This is a genomic window from Mesorhizobium sp. P5_C1, from assembly GCF_054049815.1.
On sequence record NZ_JBFULQ010000010.1, the window covers coordinates 1 to 16,253 of the forward strand.

General features: G+C 64.3%; 15 protein-coding genes and 1 other RNA gene. 1 reads left to right on the forward strand and 15 read right to left on the reverse strand.

The genetic code is table 11. The features are described 5' to 3' along the window. From murB to mraZ, 12 genes are all read right to left on the reverse strand, one after another. The coding region (murB, locus tag ACXJ7R_RS01960) for a UDP-N-acetylmuramate dehydrogenase (protein ID WP_457150336.1) at positions 1-810 on the reverse strand (810 nt) is incomplete at its 3' end. After that, on the reverse strand, positions 807-2,213 hold the full coding sequence (murC, locus tag ACXJ7R_RS01965; protein ID WP_457150337.1) for a UDP-N-acetylmuramate--L-alanine ligase: 1,407 nt from the start codon (positions 2,211-2,213) through the stop codon (positions 807-809). The genes murC and murB, both read right to left, overlap by 4 nt. Then, on the reverse strand, positions 2,210-3,337 hold the full coding sequence (murG, locus tag ACXJ7R_RS01970) for an undecaprenyldiphospho-muramoylpentapeptide beta-N-acetylglucosaminyltransferase (RefSeq protein ID WP_457150338.1): 1,128 nt from the start codon (positions 3,335-3,337) through the stop codon (positions 2,210-2,212). Before murG ends, murC begins: the two co-directional genes overlap by 4 nt. A 1-nt stretch (position 3,338) precedes the next feature. Continuing rightward, on the reverse strand, positions 3,339-4,490 hold the full coding sequence (ftsW, locus tag ACXJ7R_RS01975; protein WP_095086935.1) for a putative lipid II flippase FtsW: 1,152 nt from the start codon (positions 4,488-4,490) through the stop codon (positions 3,339-3,341). Then, positions 4,490-5,890, reverse strand: coding sequence for a UDP-N-acetylmuramoyl-L-alanine--D-glutamate ligase (murD, locus tag ACXJ7R_RS01980; RefSeq protein ID WP_457150339.1), 1,401 nt, complete (start codon positions 5,888-5,890; stop codon positions 4,490-4,492). Before murD ends, ftsW begins: the two co-directional genes overlap by 1 nt. Positions 5,891-5,898: 8 nt before the next feature. After that, positions 5,899-6,981 (reverse strand): phospho-N-acetylmuramoyl-pentapeptide-transferase, encoded by a 1,083-nt coding sequence (mraY, locus tag ACXJ7R_RS01985; protein WP_457150340.1) that lies wholly within the window; start codon positions 6,979-6,981, stop codon positions 5,899-5,901. A gap of 19 nt (positions 6,982-7,000) precedes the next feature. Then, positions 7,001-8,431, reverse strand: coding sequence for a UDP-N-acetylmuramoylalanyl-D-glutamyl-2,6-diaminopimelate--D-alanyl-D-alanine ligase (locus ACXJ7R_RS01990; protein ID WP_457150341.1), 1,431 nt, complete (start codon positions 8,429-8,431; stop codon positions 7,001-7,003). Next, entirely contained in the window at positions 8,428-9,876 is a 1,449-nt protein-coding gene (locus ACXJ7R_RS01995; RefSeq protein ID WP_457150342.1) for a UDP-N-acetylmuramoyl-L-alanyl-D-glutamate--2,6-diaminopimelate ligase, read from the reverse strand. Before ACXJ7R_RS01995 ends, ACXJ7R_RS01990 begins: the two co-directional genes overlap by 4 nt. Positions 9,877-9,930: 54 nt before the next feature. Next, entirely contained in the window at positions 9,931-11,640 is a 1,710-nt protein-coding gene (locus ACXJ7R_RS02000) for a peptidoglycan D,D-transpeptidase FtsI family protein (protein WP_457150343.1), read from the reverse strand. Continuing rightward, positions 11,637-12,032 (reverse strand): cell division protein FtsL, encoded by a 396-nt coding sequence (gene ftsL / locus ACXJ7R_RS02005; protein ID WP_457150344.1) that lies wholly within the window; start codon positions 12,030-12,032, stop codon positions 11,637-11,639. Before ftsL ends, ACXJ7R_RS02000 begins: the two co-directional genes overlap by 4 nt. Positions 12,033-12,036: 4 nt before the next feature. Beyond that, positions 12,037-13,053, reverse strand: coding sequence for a 16S rRNA (cytosine(1402)-N(4))-methyltransferase RsmH (gene rsmH, locus ACXJ7R_RS02010; protein WP_457150345.1), 1,017 nt, complete (start codon positions 13,051-13,053; stop codon positions 12,037-12,039). Continuing rightward, entirely contained in the window at positions 13,050-13,508 is a 459-nt protein-coding gene (mraZ, locus tag ACXJ7R_RS02015) for a division/cell wall cluster transcriptional repressor MraZ (protein WP_457150346.1), read from the reverse strand. Before mraZ ends, rsmH begins: the two co-directional genes overlap by 4 nt. 409 nt (positions 13,509-13,917) lie before the next feature. Here mraZ and ACXJ7R_RS02020 point away from each other — a divergent pair, with 409 nt between their 5' ends. Further along, positions 13,918-15,033: a cystathionine gamma-lyase gene (locus ACXJ7R_RS02020; RefSeq protein WP_457150347.1), complete on the forward strand. Its 1,116-nt coding sequence runs from the start codon at positions 13,918-13,920 to the stop codon at positions 15,031-15,033. A gap of 12 nt (positions 15,034-15,045) precedes the next feature. Here ACXJ7R_RS02020 and ACXJ7R_RS02025 read toward each other — a convergent pair whose 3' ends face one another. The 3 genes from ACXJ7R_RS02025 to rnpB all read right to left on the reverse strand — a co-directional run bounded on the left by ACXJ7R_RS02025 (position 15,046) and on the right by rnpB (position 16,192). Beyond that, positions 15,046-15,339, reverse strand: coding sequence for a type II toxin-antitoxin system RelE/ParE family toxin (locus ACXJ7R_RS02025; RefSeq protein WP_457150348.1), 294 nt, complete (start codon positions 15,337-15,339; stop codon positions 15,046-15,048). Then, positions 15,336-15,620, reverse strand: a complete 285-nt coding sequence (locus ACXJ7R_RS02030) for a type II toxin-antitoxin system ParD family antitoxin (protein ID WP_457150349.1) — start codon at positions 15,618-15,620, stop codon at positions 15,336-15,338. Before ACXJ7R_RS02030 ends, ACXJ7R_RS02025 begins: the two co-directional genes overlap by 4 nt. Before the next feature lie 172 nt (positions 15,621-15,792). Beyond that, positions 15,793-16,192: RNase P RNA component class A (rnpB, locus tag ACXJ7R_RS02035), an RNA gene on the reverse strand. Positions 16,193-16,253: the final 61 nt, after the last annotated feature.

Genomic DNA, 16,253 nt, shown 5'->3' on the forward strand with positions numbered 1-16,253 from the left:
CGTATTGATCATGAAGTTGCAATGCAGCGGCGACATCTGGGCACCGCCGATCATCAGGCCGCGGCAGCCCGCCTTGTCGATCTCCTTCCAGGCTGACGTGCCTTCGGGATTCTTGAAGGTCGAGCCGCCGGTCTTTTCGCGGATCGGCTGCACGGTCTCGCGATGGTTCTGCACCGCGTCCATCGCCGCCTTGATCGCGGTCTTGTCCTCGGCAAATCCCTCGAACAAAGCCGAGGTGAAGATCAGCCCGGAAGGTGCCGCCGAATGGCGGTAGGCGTAACCCATGTCGGCATTGCTCAGCGTTTGCACATTGCCCTTGCGGTCGAGCGCACGCACCTCGACGACGCGTTCGCGCGTCTCGACGCCGTTGGCGCCGGCGTTCATCCGCAGCGCGCCGCCGATGGCGCCCGGAATGCCGTGATAGAAATGAAAGCCGCCAATGCCGGCTTCCAGCGCCACGGCGGCAACGCGCTTGTCGGGCGTGGCCGCGCCCGCCTTGATCGTGGTCGGCGAAACAACTTCTGCCTCACCAAACCCCTTAGCCGAAAGCCGGATGACAAAACCCGGAATGCCGCCGTCACGAACCAGAAGGTTCGAGCCGACGCCGACGACGGTCAGCGGTATTTCCTCGGGAACGGCTTTGAGGAAGGCGGCCAGGTCCTCCTCGTCGGCCGGCTGGAACAGCACTTCGGCCAGCCCCCCGGCGCGAAACCAGGTGATCTTGTCCATCTCGGCATTCGGCGTGAGGCGGCCACGCAGGCCGGCAAGCCGGTCGCCAAGTCTGTCGATCAGGGCCTGGCCATACATCATGAGACCGTCCCGCCAAGCTCCTTGGGCAACGCATAAGCCCATTGGGTGATGTTTCCGGCGCCGAGGAAGACGACGAAGTCGCCGGGCTTGGCCAGATCGCGGATGATCGGCGCGATTGCTGCCGGACCTTCGATGTAGCGTGCGTCGCGATGGCCGCCGGCGCGGATGCGCGACACCAGGGCATCCGAGGTCACGCCTTCGATCGGTTCTTCACCGGCCGCGTAGACCGGCGCCACCATCACCGTGTCGGCGTCGTTAAAACAGGTGGAAAACTCGTTGAACAGGTCGTGCAGCCGGGTGAAGCGATGCGGCTGGGCAATGGCGATGACGCGGCCCTTAGTGGCGCTGCGCGCCGCCTTCAGCACAGCCGAGATCTCGACCGGATGATGGCCGTAATCGTCGAACACATCGACGCCGTTCCATGAACCGGTATGAGTGAAGCGGCGTTTGACGCCGGCGAAGGACGACAGGCCCTTCTTGATCGCCTCGGCGGACAGGCCAAGTTCATGCGCGACAGCGATCGCCGCCGTCGCGTTGGAGACGTTGTGGCGGCCGGGCATCGGCAAGCGCAGGCCGGCGATCGTCGTCTGGCCACCGCTCTTGCGGTTGCGGATCACCACGTCGAATTCCGAAATGGCACCCGCCATGCGGTGGTTGGTGAAGCGCACGTCGGCCTGCGCGTTCTCGCCATAGGTGATGACGCGGCGGTCCTCGATGCGGCCGACCAGGGCCTGCACTTCCGGGTGGTCGGTGCACATCACGCCGAAGCCGTAGAACGGCACGTTCTCGACGAACTGGCGGAACGCCTCGCGCACCTTGTCGAAGCTGCCATAGTGGTCGAGGTGCTCGGGATCGATGTTGGTGACGACGGCGATTTCGGCCGGCAGCTTGAGGAATGTGCCGTCGCTCTCGTCGGCCTCGACCACCATCCATTCGCCATCGCCCATGCGCGCATTGGTGCCATAGGCATTGATGATGCCGCCATTGATGACCGTCGGATCGAGCCCACCGGCTTCGAGCAACGTCGCCACCATCGAGGTCGTCGTCGTCTTGCCATGCGTGCCGCCAATCGCCACCGCCTGGCGAAAACGCATCAGCTCGGCCAGCATCTCGGCGCGGCGCACGATCGGCAGCAGCTTCTCGCGCGCGGCCTTCAGTTCGGGGTTTGTTTTCTTGATCGCCGTCGAGACGACGACAACCTCGGCATCGCCGAGATTTTCGGCCTGGTGGCCGACGAAGCATTCGATGCCCTTGTCGCGCAGCCGCTGCACATTGGCGCTGTCGGCCTGATCGGACCCCTGCACCTTGTAGCCGAGATTGTGCAGCACTTCGGCGATGCCGCTCATGCCGATGCCGCCAATACCGATGAAATGCACAAGGCCGATGGTCTGCGGCATCTTCATACGTGCGTCCCCTTCCTGAAGTCTGAAACGGTTTTTTGGGACGCAATAGCCTCTGTAAGATCGGCGAGCAACCGTGCCGCGTCGGGCCGGCCGGCCGATTTCGCTCCCGCCGCCATGGCCGCCAGCCGCTCGGGGCTGTCCATCAGCCCACCGATGAGGGCCGCGATGCGCTCGGGCGAAAGCGAGGATTGCGGGTGCACTTCGCCACCGCCAGCGGCGGCAAGGGCCGCCGCGTTCGCCGCCTGGTCGTGGTCGAGCGCATAGGGATATGGCACCAGCAGCGCCGGCCGGCCGATGACGGCGATCTCCGAAACGGTCGAGGCGCCGGAGCGCGACACCACCAGATGCGCCGCCGCTATGCGTTGCGCCATGTCGGTGAAGAAGGGCGAGACTTCGGCGGCGACGCCAAGTGCGGCATAGGCCGCCTTCACCCGCGCCACGTCATCGGCGCGCGCCTGCTGCGTGATCAGCAACCGCTTGCGTTGCGTATCGGAAAGCAGCGCGACGGCCGCCGGCACCGCGTCCGAAAAGAACTGCGCACCCTGGCTCCCGCCGAACACCAACAGCCTGAACGGCTGCTCCCCGGTCGATGCCGCATAAGGCGTCTTGGCCGCTTCCAGCACGGGAGGCCGGACCGGATTGCCTGTCGTCACCGTCTTGGCGCCGGTGGCACTGGCGTCCTGTGGCAGGAAGCCGCCGGCGATGGCGTCGACACGCCCGGCCAGCGCCCGGTTGGCGCGCCCCATCACTGCGTTCTGCTCATGGATCAGCGTCGGCACCTTGCGCCGTGTCGCCGCATAGAGCGGCGGCAAGGTCGGGTAGCCACCAAAGCCGACGACCGCATCCGGCTTGATCCTGGCGATGACCGCGGAGGCCTGGCGCACACCGCGCCAGATTTTCCAGAAGGCACCAAGCAGGGCGATGGGATTCTTCGAGCCCATTGTCGCCGACTGGATCGGATGGATGGCGGCCGCCGGGAAATGGGCGGCGAACCGCTCGGCGCGGTCGTCGGTGGCCAGATGCACCGTCCAGCCGCGCTCGTTCAGCTCATGCGCCAGCGCCTCGGCCGGAAACAGATGCCCGCCGGTTCCACCTGCCGCGAGAAGGATGACGCCTCTCGCCATATCACTCCGCCGGCAAGGCGCGTTGCGGCAAGGCAAAGCCCATCTGCTTGCGCTTTTCGGGCCGCTTGCGCGTCAGCGCCAGCACCATGCCCATCGAGATGGCGATGGCGATCTGCGAGGAGCCACCATAGGAGATGAATGGCAGCGTCATGCCCTTGGCCGGCACGAGCTGCAGGTTGACGCACATGTTGATGACGGCCTGCAGGCCGAACACCGTGACGAGGCCGCCGACCGCATAGCGGGTGAAGTCGTCATGTTCCTTCAGCGCCGTGTTGAGGCCGCGCAGCACGATGAAGGCGAAGATCGACATGATGAAGAAGCACATGATCAACCCGAATTCCTCGCCGGCGACCGAAAAGACGAAGTCGGCATGGCTGTCCGGGATGACCCGCTTGACGGTGCCCTCGCCCGGCCCGACGCCGAACCAGCCGCCATTGATCAGCGCCTCGCGGCCCATGTCGACTTGGAACGTGTCGCCTTCGCCGGTGAGGAACTTGTCGATGCGCAAGGCGACGTGCGGAAACACCGAATAGGCGGCAAATACGCCGCCGACGCCCGCGCCACCAAGCGCGATGATCCACAGCCATGGGAGCCCGGCCATGAAGAACATCACACCCCAGGTGCCGGTCACCAGCATCGTCTGGCCGAGGTCCGGTTGCGCCACCAGCAGTGAGACGACCAGCGCCAGCAGCAGCATGGCAAACAGATTGCCCGGAATGTCGGGCTGGCGCTTGTGCTCGGCAAACAGCCAGGCGCACATGATGACGAAGGCGGGCTTGAGGAATTCCGACGGCTGGATCGACAGGCCGGCCAGCGACACCCAACGGCGCGCGCCTTTCACTTCGACGCCGATGTAGAGCACCGCCACCATCAGCACCAGCATCAGGCACAGCATGATCAACGCCATGCGCCGGATCTGCCGGGATTCGAGGAAGGACACCGCCAGCATCACGCCGAGCGCCGGAACGGTAAAGATGATCTGCCTGGTGGCGAAATGGAAGCTGTCGAGGCCGATGCGTTCGGCCACCGCCGGGCTGGCGGCAAAGGACAGCACGATGCCGAGCCCCATCAGCGACAGGAACGCCGCCAGGAACCAGCGATCGATCGTCCACCACCAGGTCGCAACCGGACTTTTATCGAGACGGCTCTGCATTATCGTGCCCCTCCGATGGGTTTCACACCCTCGATAGCATTCGCAGCTTGCCTGAAGGCTTCGCCGCGGACTTCGAAATTCTTGAACTGGTCGAAACTGGCGCAGGCCGGCGACAACAGAACCACCACTTCGCTCGCATCGTCTTGAGCCGCATCATGCGCGGCATGTTCGACCGCAGCGGCCAGCGTGCCCGATATTTCGTAGGACACGGCCTCGCCCAGTGTCGCCGAAAAGGCGGGCGCCGCCTCGCCGATCAGATAGGCCTTGGCGATGCGCGGGAAGAAGCCGCGCAGCGGCTCAATGCCGCCCTCCTTGGGCAGGCCGCCGGCGATCCAGTAGATGCGCGGAAAGCTCGACAAAGCCGGTGCCGCCGCGTCGGCATTGGTCGCCTTGGAATCGTTGACGAACAGCACATGATCCTTGCGGCCGACCTGCTCCATGCGGTGTGCAAGGCCGGGAAAACTTTCCAGTCCGGATTGGATTTCGCCGAGGTCCAGCCCGACCTTGAGGCAAGCAGCGACCGCCGCCAACGCGTTCTGCGCATTGTGCTGGCCGCGCAGCGAGCCGATGCCTTCGAGGAAAGCGACGCGGCTGTAGCGACCGTTCACCGCCTCCATCAGGTTGCCGCCGTCGGCGAAATAGCCGTCGGTCAGCGGCAGCCGCTTGGAAATACGGATGACATGCCGCCCCGCCCGCTCCAGCCGCTCGGCAATCTGAGCGCACCAGGAATCGTCGATGCCGATGATCGCAGTCTCGCTGCCGGCCACCAGCCGTTCCTTGATCGAGGCGTAGTGCTGCATGGTGCCGTGCCGATCGAGATGGTCCGGCGTCAAATTGAGCAGGATGCCGGCCGTCGGGTTGATCGAGGGCGCGAGATCGATCTGGTACGACGAGCATTCGACGACATAATGCCGATTGGGCTCGGGCGGATCGAGCGTCATCACCGCGCGGCCGATATTGCCGCCCATCTGCGTGTCGCGACCCGCCGCTTTGAGGATATGCGCGGTCAATGCGGTCGTCGTCGACTTGCCGTTGGTGCCGGTGATGGCGATGAACGGCGCTGCCGGCGCGGCGAGCATCCGTTCGCGGCAGAAAAGCTCGATGTCGCCAATGATCTCGACGCCGGCACCACGCGCCAGTTCCACCGTCCAATGCGGCTTGGGATGCGTCAGCGGCACGCCCGGCGACAGCACGAAAGCCGAGAACTTCGCCCAGTCGGCGCCGCGCAAATCGCTGGTTGCGATGCCGTCCGCCGCCGCCTTGGCAACGCTGTCGGGGTTGTCGTCCCAGGCCAGCACGTCCGCCCCGCCGGCGATCAGCGCGCGCGCCGTCGCGATCCCCGAGCCACCGAGCCCGAAGAGCGAAACGCGCTTGCCTGCGAAGGATGCGGCGGGGATCAAGCGGCCTCCTATCTCAGCTTCAGGGTGGACAGGCCGACCAGCGCCAGGATGACGGCGATGATCCAGAATCGGATCACCACCTGGCTTTCGGTCCAGCCGAGCTTTTCGAAATGATGGTGGATCGGCGCCATCAGGAACACCCGCTTGCCGGTCATCTTGAAGTAGCCGACCTGGATGATGACCGACAGGATTTCGACGACGAACAATCCGCCGACGATGACCAGCACGATTTCGTGCTTGGTGGCGACGGCAACCGTGCCGATCAGGCCACCCATGGCCAGCGAGCCGGTGTCGCCCATGAAGATCGCCGCCGGCGGCGCGTTGAACCAGAGGAAGCCGAGGCCGGCGCCGATGACCGCGCCGAGCACGACCGCCAGTTCGCCGGTGCCGGGCACGAAATGGATCTGCAGATATTCTGCGAACACGGCGTTGCCGGACAGATAGGCGATGACGCCGAAGGACGCCGCCGCGATCATGATCGGCACGATCGCCAGCCCGTCGAGGYCGTCGGTCAGGTTCACCGCATTGCCGGCGCCGACGATGACGAAGCAGGAGAACGGGATGAAGAACCAGCCGAGATTGATGATGAATTCCTTGGCGAAGGGGAATGTCAGCGACGACGAGAACGGCGCCTGGCCGTTATGCATGATCACCCAGGCGGCGATGCCGGCAATGACGAATTCGAGCGCCAGCCGTGCCTTGCCGGAAAAGCCGAGATGCGACTGTTTGGTCACCTTCAGATAGTCGTCGTAGAAGCCGATCGAGCCGAAGCCCAGCGTCACCAGCAGCACCACCCAGACATAGATGCTCGACAGGTTTGCCCACAGCAGCGACGACCCGATGATGCCCGACAGGATCATCAGCCCGCCCATGGTCGGGGTGCCGGCCTTCTTGAAATGCGTCTGGGGGCCGTCGGCGCGGATCGGCTGGCCCTTGCCTTGCCGCAACCGCAGCGAATTGATGATGGTCGGTCCGAAGATGAAGACGATGAGTGCCGACGTGATCAGCGCCCCGCCGGTGCGGAAGGTGATGTAGCGGAAGACATTGAAGACCGAGATCTTGTCCGCAAAATCGACGAGCAGTGTGAACATGCGCTTATCGTCCCCCGACCTAGGTCTGTTTGCTTGTCGTTTGAGCCGGGAACTTGCCCAGCAGCGCATCGACCAGTTTTGCAAAACCGATGCCCTTCGACGATTTGATCATCACCACGTCGCCCGGTTTCAGCGCGGCAAGCAGCACCGGCTTCAGTTCCTCGACGCCGGCGCGGTATTCCGTCTCGATTTCGCCTGGCAGCCTCTCGGCCAGCGCCCGCATTTCCGGCCCGCCGAGAAAGACCGTCTGCGTCCCGGTGCCGACGATGAGATCGGCAAGGGCGGCATGCAGCTTGGCCGAATGGTCGCCGAGTTCCAGCATGTCGCCTAGCACGGCGATGCGGCGGCCCTCGCCTGTCACCGGCGTCGCATTGAGCAGCGCCATGGCGGCGCCCATCGACGCCGGGTTGGCGTTGTAACTCTCGTCGATCAGCGTGATCGGCCCGCCGGGGTGGCGCAGCACATGGCGCTTGCCACGGCCGCGCTCGGCCGAAAGATCGGCCAGCGCCAGCGCCGCTCTGTCGAGATCGGCGCCGACCAGATGCGCCGCACCCAGCACCGCCAGCACGTTCTGCACCATGTGGCGGCCGGGCGCACCGACCCGGGCCGTCACCTCGTGGCCGCCGATCCTGGCGGTGATGTCGGAATGGTCGGCATGGAGATCGCATTTGATCAGCCTGAAGGTCGAGCGCGCATTCTCGCCGAAGCCGTACACGTGCTCGACTCCGGCGGCATGCGCCATCTTGTCCAGAAGCTTCCAGCGCCCATCGTCGCGATTGAGGACGGCTGCGCCGTCAGGCTCCAGGCCTTCGAATATCTCGGCCTTGGCCCTGGCGATCTCATCGAGATTGCGGAAGAAGCCAAGATGCGCCGCCGCGATCATGGTGACGATGGCGACATGCGGCCTCACCATCTTGACCAGTGGCCGGATTTCGTCGGGATGGTTCATGCCGATTTCGAACACGGCATAGTCGCAATCGACCGGCATCCGCGCCAGCGTCAGCGGCACCCCCCAGTGATTGTTGAAGGACTGCGCCGAGGCATGCACCTTGCCGACCGCCGACAGCACGTGGCGCAGCGCTTCCTTTGTGGTGGTCTTGCCGGCCGAACCGGTCACAGCGATGATCTTGGCCTCGGAACGAGCGCGCGCAGCGACACCAAGCTTCTCAAGTGCCACCAGCACGTCTTCGACGACGATGATCGGTGCCGTCAGCCGACCGAGCGACGGCAGCTTGCCTTCCGCCACCACCAGCACGCCGGCGCCGGCCTTGATGGCGGCAGTGGCGAAGTCATGACCATCCATCACCTCGCCCTTGATGGCGAAGAAGGCGTCGCCCGGTTGCAGGCTGCGGCTGTCGATCGAAATACCGGATATGCCTTCCGGCATCGGCCCGAGCGGCCGCCCGTCCATGCCGGCAACCAGTGCCTCGGAGGTCCACAGCAAGCTCATGCGGCACGCTCCCGCAGCGCCGCGCGGACTTCCTCATGATCTGAGAAATGCAGCGTTTCAGTGCCGATCGTCTGGCCTTCCTCGTGGCCCTTGCCGGCCACGATCAGCGTGTCGCCGGCATGCAGCATAGCGACCGCCTCGTGTATCGCCTGGCGCCGGTCACCGATTTCGATGGCGTCTGGCGCGGCGGCAAGAATAGCGGCGCGGATCGTTTCCGGCACTTCCGAGCGCGGATTGTCGTCGGTGACGATGACCACATCGGCGAGCCGCGTCGCGATCTCGCCCATGATCGGCCGCTTGCCGCGATCGCGGTCGCCGCCACAGCCGAACACGACGATGACGCGACCGGTGGTGAACGGGCGCACCGAGGCCAGCACGTTTTCCAGCGCATCGGGCTTGTGAGCGTAGTCGACATAGACCGGCGCGCCGTTGGTGGTGGTGCCAACAAGGTCGAGCCGGCCCGGCGCGCCCTTCAGTTTCTCCAATGCCAGCAAGGCTTTGGCGACAGGTGTTCCAGTGGAAATGGCAAGCCCCGCGGAAACCAGCGCGTTCGATATCTGGAAATCGCCGGCGAGCGGCAGGTCGACCTCGTAGAGCACGCCGCCAGCCTCGACCTCGGCGCGCTGGCGATGGCGCTCGTGCTCGACTCGCTTCAGCTTGAGGAAATCGCCATGGCGGCCAACCGTCAGCACGTCGAGCCCGGCAGCCTGCGCCGCCTGGATCGTCGGCGCCGACCACGGATCGTCGGCGAAAATGACGGCCGGCGCGCCTTTCGGCAGCAACGTGTCGAACAGGCGCAATTTGGCGCGGTGGTAGTCCTCGACGGTCGGATGATAGTCCATATGGTCGCGGCCGAGATTGGTGAAGCCGCCTGCCGCCAGCTTGACGCCGTCGAGGCGGCGCTGGTCGAGCCCATGGCTGGAGGCTTCCATCGATGCGTGGGTGACGCCGGCATCCGCCAATTCCTTGAGCAGCTGGTGCAAGGCGACCGGATCGGGTGTCGTCAACGAGCCATACTCGTTGCGACCCGGCGCCACCACGCCGGTGGTGCCGATCGAAGCGGCGGCATAGCCGGCCTGCTCCCAGATCTGCCTGGTGAAGGCGGCGACCGATGTCTTGCCGCTGGTGCCGGTCACCGCGACCATGGTCTCAGGCTGCTTGCCGAAATAGCGGGCCGCGCTTAGCGCCAGCGCCAGGCGCGGATCATCGACCGCCAGCACTGGAACCGGCAACCCGGCGATGGCGCTGCCTGCGACGATTGCGGCGGCGCCACGCCGGGCAGCGTCGGCGGCATAGGTGGCGCCATCCGCCTTGGTACCGGCGAGCGCGAAGAAGACGACGCCGGGCTTTACCTGGCGGGAATCCGACGAAATCCCGGTAACCTCCAGATCGGCGGAAGCTGTTCCTTCGACTGGCAGGATACCGGCTAGATCTCTGAGCTTCATCGAGTCCCGTTCACCACAACAAAATAGCGCGCAGTTGCCGGCGCGCCCCAAGAATCACTGATAGGAAACCAGCGTTGCACCATTTTCATGGCTGAAATCTGGCTTCACGCCAAGCATGGCCGCTGAACGCTTGATGATATTACCGGCGATAACCCCCGCATTCGCGGCCGCGACGTCGGTCATGCCAGGCTTTTCCGGGTGCGGGGCGTCGGCGATCGTAAACACGAGGTATTGCGGATCGTCCATCGGGAAAGCGGCGACGAAGGTATTGAAGTTCAATTCCTTCGAGTAGCGGCCATTGATGACCTTCTCGGCTGTTCCGGTCTTGCCACCAACGCGGTAGCCGGGGACCCTGGCGTTTCTGGCCGAGCCCTTTTCGGCGTTGAGCGTATAGAGGTAGCGCATGCCATCGACCGTCTTTTCGCTGACCACCTTCTTGGCCACCGCCATCGCTTCTTCCTGAGTGCGGACCAGGAAGGTAGGATTCATCAGGAAGCCACCATTCATCAGCGCCGCGCAGCCGACAGCCGCTTGCAGCGGCGTCGTCGACACGCCATGGCCGAACGCGATGGTGAACGAATTGACCTGTTTCCAGACCTTCGGTTCAGTCGGACGGGCGACTTCCGGCAGTTCGGTCTGCATCTTGTCCAAGATTCCAAGGCGATGCAGGAATTCGCGGTGCCCCTCGATKCCGACCATCTCGGCCTCCCTGGCCGRCCCGATGTTGGACGAATAGAGGAACACCTCCGGCAATGACAGCACACGGTTCTTGCCGTGGAAATCGTGAATGGCCTGATGGCCGACCCGGATCGGATGCGAAGCGTCGAAGCGGCTCGCCATCGTCGCCTTGCCGGAATCGAGCGCCATGGCCGAGGTGAAGCTCTTGAAGGTCGAGCCCATCTCATAGAGCCCCGCCGACATCCGATTCAGCCGGTCCTTTTCCTGTGCATTGTAAGGATTGTTCGGATCGAAATCCGGCACCGAGGCCATCGCGACCACTTCGCCTGTCTTGACGTTGAGCACAACGGCGCCAGCGCCCATGGCGCGATAGCGTTCCAAACCGGCGGCGATCTCGTCGCGCACAACATGCTGGACGCGCAGATCGATCGAAAGCCTCACCGGCTTCAGATCCTTGGCCACCGCCAGGCCCGATGCCTGCAAGTCGCTCAAACCCTGCTCATCGACATACTTCTCCATGCCGGAGATGCCCTGGTTGTCGATGTTGGTGAGCCCGACAACGTAGGACGAGGTCTCGCCGCTCGGATAGAAGCGGCGCTTTTCGGTGCGGAAGCCGAAACCGGGAATGCCGAGTTGCATGATGTCGGACTGCTGCTTGGGCGTCAGCTGCCGCTGCAGCCAGACGAAGCCGGCGCCGCTTTTGAGCTTGTGGTAGGTCTGCTCGTAGTCGATCTCGGGCAGAACCGTCGACAGCTTCTCGATCGCCTCGTCGGCGTCGACGATGCGCCGCGGTTCGGCGAACAGCGACGCCGTCTTGATGTCCGTCGCCAGCACTTCGCCGTTGCGATCGACAATGTCGGGCCGCGACGCTGTTACCCGGCTCTGCGGGCCGCCCGACATGTCGGGGGTCTGGAAGCCGAGATAGACCAGCCGCCCTGAAATGGTCGCGAAGATGCCGAAGAACAYCGCCATCGTCATCACGATGCGCGTCCTGCCCTTACCGCCGGTCGCCTTGCGGGCGCCCTCGACCACGATCGATCCGCCTTCACCGGCCTTGGTGCTGCGCTTCAGCAGTTTGCCGATCATTGGGCGATGCCTCCGGTCACAACGGGATCCTTGCCGTCCGGGGACGCCATGTCGGAATTGTCGGCCATGCCGCCCTCGCGTCCTTTGAGGATGTCCTGAATGTCCAGGGCTTTGGCCGGCAGGTCGCCGATACCGACGATCTGGCGGGCGCTGACCGGCTGGAGTTCGAGCTGCGACTTGTAGAGGTCGACCAGCTTCTGCAGCCGCGACGGCTGGGTGAGCAGGCTCCAGTCGGCCTTGAGCAGGTCGATCGTGTCCTCCTCATAGCGGATCTGCTCGTGGATCTTCTGCACCGCTGCCAATTGTTCCTCGGCCTCGCGCTTGGTCTTGTAGGTAAGGGCCGCCGCCGAAACCATGACGGCGATCAGGACGATGTCGCTGGTACGAAACACGTGCTTACCTCTCTCCCGGCCGGTCGATGCCGGGAAGTTTTGGAAGGCCGAAAATCGAAAAGTCGCTGTTGCGGGCCGGTGCCTCGGTGCGGATGGCCGCGCGCAGCCGGGCCGAACGGGCGCGCGGGTTGGCCGCGACCTCGGCATCGCCGGCAGTCACGCCGCCGCCCGCCTTGCGGAAGGTCGCGGTGCGCGCGTGTGCCTCGGGCATATGGCGCGAGCCGGTCACGGCGTCGGCGCGATCGGCGATGAAGCGCTTGACGATGCGGTCTTCCAGCGAATGGAACGTCACCACGGCGAGCCGCCCGCCCGGCTTCAGCGTGCGTTCGGCGGCCAACAAGGCCTTCGCCAGTTCGCCAAGCTCGTCATTGACGAAGATGCGCAACGCCTGGAAGACGCGCGTGGCCGGATGGATCTTGTCCTTTGGTGCGCGGCCGACATGTGTCTCGATGGCGTCGGCCAGTTCCAGCGTGCGCTCGAATGGCCGCCTTTCGCGGCGAGCCTCGATCATGCGGGCAATACGGCCGGCGTGACGCTCCTCGCCGAGGAAGCCGAAGATGCGGGCGAGATCGCCCGGCTTGAAGGAATTGACGACATCGGCGGCGCTCAGGCCCGCTTGCGCCATGCGCATGTCGAGCGGCCCATCGGCGCGGAACGAGAACCCGCGTTCGGCCTGGTCGAGCTGCATCGACGACACACCGATGTCGAGCACGACGCCGTCGGCGCTCTCGACATGCTCGTCCAGCGTCGAGAATGGCGCCTGCACCAACCTCAACCTGCCGCCGGATTGCGCCTCGAGATCGCGCCCGGCGGCGATGGCATCCGGATCGCGGTCGATCGCCACGACGGAAGCGCCCGTCGCCAGAATGGCCTTGGTGTAGCCGCCGGCGCCGAACGTGCCGTCGACGATGATGTCGCCCTCCGCCGGCGCCAGCGCTTCGAGCACTTCGCCAAGGAGGACCGGAATGTGGCGGGCCGATCCGCCAACGGCGTGAGGGTCATCGCCGTGGCCTACCGTCATTCCGGTCGCTCCCCAGGCTTCGTCCCCTGCCGAAGCTGCAAAAGCCGGGCCCGCGCCTGCGCCCCATAGGCAGCTAGCCGTCCCGGTTCCCAGATCTGAAAGAAATTGCCGCGCCCGACAAAGGCCACCTCCGCCGAAATGCCGGTATGCTCGCGAATGAAATCGCTTATCGTGATACGGCCGTCCTGGTCGAGCTTCAGGAAGGTACCATCGCCATGGCAGAAGAACGACATGTCGTCCGCCGTCTGCAGGAAGGGATCTTCGAGTGCGATGCGCTCTTCGTAGCGGTCGAGCAGGTCGAGCCCGCCAACATCCATCGCCGGCTGGTCGAGACAGCGCAACCCATAGAGTTCCGAGTAGCCGCGCTTCTGCACGACGGCACGGAAATGCGCCGGAACGGAAACTCGCCCCTTCGCATCGATCCTGCTCACCGTGTTTGACAGAAACCGGTCCATTGAACGTCACAGCCGCTTGCGCCGCCGCACCCCTCTCCATCTTGCCGCACGCGCCGCCGCAGCGCGCTCCCTGCCCCGTATCAGCCTCGTCCATAAGGGCAAAAACCCGCAAACGCGCAGCCGCCGCGGCTGCCCGATTGGCGTACGCTTTACCCTGACGCGGAACGAAGGCTTGAGTATCGAAATGGGATATCATGGGGCACTATGGGCGTCAACGGGAATGGCTTCACAAACACGCGCGTCGCGACCAATGAGAGCAGCCTTGACGGCACGTCTCGTCTTTATGGTCCATTAAGCCTAACGAAGCGTTTAGACCCGCCTGGCCCAACCGGACGCGCCTTGCCGCAAGCCACCGCCCGGCATAGCGTCTCGCCGCATCTCGTCGGTCACCAAGAGGGTCTGAGAATCGATGTCTGAAACAGCGAACGCACGCGCTGCGGCACTTCCCCATCTGCGCGACAGGGGGTTCGCCAAGGGTGATCCGATCCCGCTGCCGCTGACCATGGCCGCGATCTATCACACCCCCGGCGACGCCAACGGTTTCGATGAGTATGGCCGCTTCAGCAACCCGACCTGGGATGCGGTCGAGCACATGCTGGCGCATCTGGAAGGTGCGCCCAGCGTCGCCTTTCCGTCCGGGATGGCTGCGATCTGTTCGGTGTTTTTCGGCCTGCTTAAAGCCGGCGACCGTATCCTGCTGCCTGCGGACGGCTACCACACGACAAGGGCCCTGGCCGACCGCTTCCTGAAGCCGTTTGGCGTCACCTACGATATGAGGCCGACATCGACCTTCCTCGACGGTGGCTTCGAAGGTTACCGCCTTGCCTTCGTCGAAACCCCAGCCAACCCGGGACTGGACATCTGCGATATCGCGGCCGTTGCAAAAGCCGCTCACGTGGCCGGTGCGCTCCTTGCCGTCGACAACACGACGATGACGCCCTTCGGACAGCGCCCGCTCGACCATGGCGCTGATATCGTCGTTGCCGCCGACACCAAGGCACCCAATGGCCATTCCGACGTTCTGTTCGGCCATGTCGCCAGCCGCAATGCCGATATCATCGCCGCCGTGACCGGCTGGCGAGAAATCTCCGGCAGCATTCCTGGACCGTTCGAGGCATGGCTGGTGCATCGCGGCCTCGAAACGCTGGATGTGCGCTTCGACCGCATGTGCTCTTCGGCGGAAGTGATCGCACGGCGGCTGAAGAGCCACCCGGCAATCAGCGGCCTGCGTTTTCCCGGACTGGAGAGCGACCCGTCGCACAACCTTGCCCGAGCCCAGATGGAGCGCTTCGGCTTTCTCATCTCGTTCGAGCTCGCCTCTGAAGACAAGGCCGAGGATTTCATCAACAACTGCGATCTGATGCAGGCCGCAACATCCTTTGGCGGCGTCCATAGCTCCGCCGAACGCCGATCTAAGAGAGGCGATGCGGTTGCCGCCGGTTTCGTTCGCCTCTCGGTCGGCTGTGAGCCGGTGGAAGAACTCTGGAAGGCGATCGAGGCGTCGCTGGACAAGATCAGCGGCTGACCGGGGCGTCGATCATGAACCGGGGTCGTCGGCTTCGATCCTGCGTTTGCCGTGCAGCACGCGGATGATTTCGATCGCGTCGTCACCGACCCGGTACAGAGTGAGGTAGTCGCCCACGACCAGATGACGGATGGCCGGGGCGATATCGTCGCGTGGCGCGCCTGAGAAAGGATGCAAAGTCAGCAAATCCCACCGTCTTTGCAAYGCATCCACGAGGCGGACAGCTGCCGATGGATCGTGGCTGGCAATGTAGTCACCGATATTTTCGAGGTCGACCACTGCTTGGGGAAGCAAGCGGTATTTCACTCCTGAAAGCCCTTGGTCTCTGACAGTTTCAGATATTTGGCGCGCAATCGTTCCATGAGTAGCGGCCCATCCAATGCCGGCCCGCTGTCGATCCCCTCCTGCACCAGCTTGCGCAACTCCTCGACCGTGTAGCCATGCAGATCGCGCCGGTCCTTCCATTGCCTGAGCGCATCGCGGATCACCTCGCTCGCCGAAGCGTATTCGCCGGCTGCGACCACATCGTCCACCGCCTGCGCCAGTTCCGGCGAAAGCGTAATGCTGCGTTTGTCGACCTGTCCCATGATAGGCCCCTGATGCCATTCTGACCCATGGTACGATTTAATCGCACCAGCTTCAAGCAACAGGTAGGCTCCCCGCTTTCGAGGGTAAGTAGCTGAACAGCTTGAATCGGCAGGCGCGCCCGAGGGCGCAACCTGCTGATCTCAAAGATTTCTTTTCGATGTCGGGGAGAGAATTGCCAGCTGGCCTGTAAGCCGGGTTCTGTATGGCCCTCGCCCCTTGCGAGGCGAGAACGTGGCGGCCATTCATCTTGGGCGCATGTTGCCATACGCCTCACGCAACCTACCCGGACGGTGAGCCGGAAACAGCCCTCGAGGGTTTCCCCTCGCACCGCCCCTATTCGGTCTTGCTCCCGGTGGGGTTTACCGTGCCGCTCCTGTTGCCAGTCGCGCGGTGGGCTCTTACCCCACCCTTTCACCCTTGCCACGATTAGATCGTGGCGGTTTGCTTTCTGTGGCACTTTCCCTGGGGTCGCCCCCGCCGGCCATTAACCGGCACCGTGTCTCCATGGAGCCCGGACTTTCCTCACCCGCGGCCTTTCGGCTGTTGCGGGTGCGGCCGCCCGGCCAGCTGGCAAGGCGTATAAAGGGGTTCACGCTCGAAAACGCAAACGAAAAAGCCGGCCGCTCCGGCCG